Source organism: Oleiagrimonas sp. (assembly GCF_027858935.1).
Classification (GTDB): Bacteria; Pseudomonadota; Gammaproteobacteria; order Xanthomonadales; family Rhodanobacteraceae; genus Oleiagrimonas.
In genome coordinates, this window is record NZ_JAQIBU010000230.1 from 1 (window position 1) to 3,473 (window position 3,473).

Annotated in this window: 4 protein-coding genes; all 4 read right to left on the minus strand. The window is 65.0% G+C overall.

Going from position 1 to position 3,473, the window contains the following annotated elements; all coding sequences use genetic code 11:
• Positions 1–500: 500 nt before the first annotated feature.
• Positions 501–2,228 carry a phosphoenolpyruvate--protein phosphotransferase gene (ptsP, locus tag PF446_RS08545; RefSeq protein ID WP_298071011.1) on the minus strand — a complete coding sequence of 576 codons (1,728 nt, stop codon included), beginning with the start codon at positions 2,226–2,228 and terminating at the stop codon, positions 501–503.
• A 94-nt stretch (positions 2,229–2,322) separates the two neighbouring features.
• On the minus strand, positions 2,323–2,592 hold the full coding sequence (locus PF446_RS08550; RefSeq protein WP_298071012.1) for an HPr family phosphocarrier protein: 270 nt from the start codon (positions 2,590–2,592) through the stop codon (positions 2,323–2,325).
• On the minus strand, positions 2,585–2,977 hold the full coding sequence (locus PF446_RS08555) for a PTS fructose IIA subunit family protein (protein WP_298071013.1): 393 nt from the start codon (positions 2,975–2,977) through the stop codon (positions 2,585–2,587). Before PF446_RS08555 ends, PF446_RS08550 begins: the two co-directional genes overlap by 8 nt.
• Before the next feature lie 70 nt (positions 2,978–3,047).
• Positions 3,048–3,473, minus strand: a 426-nt coding sequence (locus tag PF446_RS08560) for an RNase adapter RapZ (RefSeq protein ID WP_298071014.1), incomplete at its 5' end; no start/stop codon positions are given.

Sequence of the window (3,473 nt, forward strand, 5' to 3'; positions counted from 1 at the left end):
AGCCCACCCCGTAGCCCGGATAAGCAAAGCGCATCCGGGGAACCGCACCCCACCCGCACCATCCACATCCTGCGACGTGCCACATGGGGAGGACCCGCACAATCCGTGTCCTCCGACGGGCCACACGGACACCACCCGCACCATCCGCGTGAAGCGAAGGTCACACGGCACCCCTTCCCGGATGCGGCCGTTGGCCTTATCCGGGCTACGCCGTAGCCCGGATAAGCAAAGCGCATCCGGGGAACCGCGCCGCGTCCGCACAATCCGTGTCCTCCGATGGACCACACAGGGACCACCCGCACCATCCACATGCTCCGACGGGCCACACGGGGAGCACCCGCACCATCCGCGTGAAGCGAGGGCCGCACGGCGCCCCATCCCGGATGCGGCCGTTGGCCTTATCCGGGCTACGCCGTAGCCCGGAGAAGCAAAGCGCATCCGGGGAGCTTCCTGTTTCAAGTGCACGTCGAACACCGCGCGGGTCGAGATCCGTCCTGCGGTCAGCGAAACACTTCCAGCAGCGTTGCCACTTCCTGGCTGCTGCGAGCGCGCAGCAGTTGCGGCGAGAGCCGGCGCAGACGCGCGCGCTCCAGCTGGCCGACGCGATCACGCACTTCCAGCATCTGGCCCGGGTGCATGCTGAAATCGGTCAGGCCCAGCGCCAGCAACAGCGGAGTGAACATCGGGTCGCCCGCCATTTCGCCGCACAGGCTGACGGCCTTGCCGGTACGGCGGCCCACGCTGATCACGCGGGCGATCAATCGCAGCAGAGCCGGTTGCAGGGGGTCATACAGCGAGCCCAGGGCATCATTGTTGCGATCGGCAGCCAGCACGTACTGGGTCAGGTCGTTGGTGCCGATGGCAAAGAAATCGGAGTCGTCCACCAGGGTATGCACGCCGATGGCCGCTGCCGGAACCTCGATCATGGCGCCGACTTCCAGGGCATCCTCCACCTCGTGGCCTTCCTCGCGAAGATCGCGTGCGCACATCGCAAGCATGGTGCGCACCGATTGCATTTCCTGCGCGTGCGAGACCATCGGCACCAGTACCCGTACCGGACCATAGCTGGCTGCGCGAAGGATCGCGCGCAACTGGGTGTTGAATACGGCTGGATGACGCAGGGACAGGCGCACGCCACGCACGCCCAGCGCGGGGTTGTCCTCCTCGCGCAGGGTCAGCCCGGCGTTGTCGGCCTTGTCGGCGCCGAGGTCCAGCGTACGCAGGGTGCACGGCAGTCCACCCATGCCCAGGATCAGGTCGCGATAGGCCTCGAACTGCTCCTCCTCACCGGGCAGGCCCTTGCTGCGCAGGAACAGGAACTCGGTGCGATACAGACCGATGCCACTTGCGCCAAAAGCGCGCGCCTGGGCGACGTCGGAGGTGTTCTCGGCGTTGGCGTACAGTCGGATCGGGACCTCGTCAAGGGTTCGCGTCGGCTGTTTGGCCAGGGTGGCCAGACGACGCCCCTCCTGGGCTGCCTCGCGCTGCCATTTACGGTAGCGGCTGAGGTCCTGTGCAGTGGGATGGATGACGACCTGGCCATTTTCGGCGTCCACCAGGACCAGGTCCTCGTCGCCGATCGCCGAGAGCGCATCGTTGGTCGAGACCAACATCGGCAGGTTGAGGCTGCGCGCAAGGATGGCGCTGTGCGAGTAGACGCTGCCACCGGCGGCGACGATGCCGAGCAGGCCGTGGCCGACAAGGTGCGCCATGTCACCGGGTGCGATGGTGTCGGCGACCAGGATCTCGCCCACGCGCGCGGCAAGTTTGCGTTCCTCGCTGCTGCTTTGCCGGGAAAGCGCAGCCATTACCCGTCCGATGACCTGGTCGATGTCCTCGTGACGACTGCGCAGGTACGGATCGTCCATGGCCTCGAACACAGCCCCCAGGCGGTCGGCCTGCATCTTCAGCGCGGCACTGGCGCGATAGCGGCCCTTGCGGATCATTTCGTCCAGGCCGCGCAGCAGTTCCGGATCCTCCAGCAGCAGGCTGTGCGCGTCGATGAACTCGCCTACATCGCGGGCCAGCGCGCCGTGCAGCTTCTGGCGCATTTCGTTGAGATCCACGCGTGCCGATTCGATGGCATCGTGCAGGCGCTCGATCTCGCCCTCGACCTCGTTTTGCTCGAGCAGCCTGTGGTCCACCTGCAGCATGCTCGGCTTGACCAGTCGCGCCCGGCCCAGCGCCATGCCACGGGCGGCGGCGGTTCCGCTCAATACCGTTCTCATGCGCACGCTCCCTTGCCGGACACCAACACACCCCGTGTGCCGTGGCGCGAGGCCATGCCCATTGCCGTGCCTGCATGCGTGGTTGGAAGCATCTTCAGCCGCCTTCGTCGAACTTGCGCTCGAACAGATCCGTGACGGCGCTCAGGGCTTCGCTCTCGTCGGGACCTTCCACGCGCACGGTCAGCGTGCTGCCCAGTCCGGCCGCCAGCATCATCACGCCCATGATCGACTTGGCGTTGATTTCGCGGCCATTGCCAACAAGCATCACCGTGGATTTGAACCCGTTGACCAGCTGCACCAGCTTGGCCGAGGCACGGGCGTGGAGCCCCAGCCGATTGGATATCACAATGTCCTGTTCAAGCATGATCGATAAAGATTCCCCTGCGGCCGCCGCTGGCGGCGATTTCCGCCAGCTCCGGCAGTTTCTGGTCCGCGTAGTTCATCACGCGCAGCAACATTGGAAGATTGAGTCCGGATACGCATCGTACGTGGGCGCCGTGCTCGCTCATGGACAGCCCGATATTGCAGGGCGTGGCGCCGTACAGGTCCGAGAGCACCAGAACACCTTCGCCCTGGTCCAGTTCGCGCAGATGGCGGTTGGTGATTTCCCGGGTGTCGGCGATATTCACATCGGCGGGAACTTCCATGGCGGCCAACCTCAGCGGCAGTTGCGGCATGACGTGACGTGCAGCCGCGATCAGCGCCGGTCCGACGCCTTCATGCGTGATCAGCAGTACGCCCGCGCTCATGATTCCTGCCGGGGAAATGGCGAGGCAGGTGATGTGCGCATGGGTCTGGGGTTGCCTGTGTTCATGGTGCTCAATCCAGCTCGCGGTGGAAAATGAGGATATCGTTTCTGGACTGGCGAAAATAATCGCTCAGCTGCTCGGCGAGGTAGACCGAGCGGTGGCGTCCTCCGGTACATCCGATCGATACCGTGACATAACTGCGGTCGGCCTGCTCCAGCCGCGGCAGCCAGGTATCCAGGAAGCTGCGGATGTCGCTCAGGAATTCATCGACCATCGGCTGGGACTGCAGGAACTCACGCACCGGCGCGTCCTTGCCCGACAGCGGTCGCAGCGTGCGGTCCCAGTGCGGATTCGGAAGGCAGCGCGCGTCGAACACGAAGTCGGCATCCATCGGCAGGCCCTTCTTGTAGGCGAAGGACTCGAACAGCAGCGTCATGCCTTCGGTGCGCGATGCGAATTCGGTGGCGATGCTGCGCCTGAACTGGTGCACATTCAT

Coding starts and splice junctions, on each gene's coding strand:
- ptsP (WP_298071011.1), bottom strand. CDS start 2,228: ATGAGAACGGTATTGAGCGGAACCGCCGCCGCCCGTGGCATGGCGCTG.
- PF446_RS08555 (WP_298071013.1), bottom strand. CDS start 2,977: ATGAGCGCGGGCGTACTGCTGATCACGCATGAAGGCGTCGGACCGGCG.
- PF446_RS08550 (WP_298071012.1), bottom strand. CDS start 2,592: ATGCTTGAACAGGACATTGTGATATCCAATCGGCTGGGGCTCCACGCC.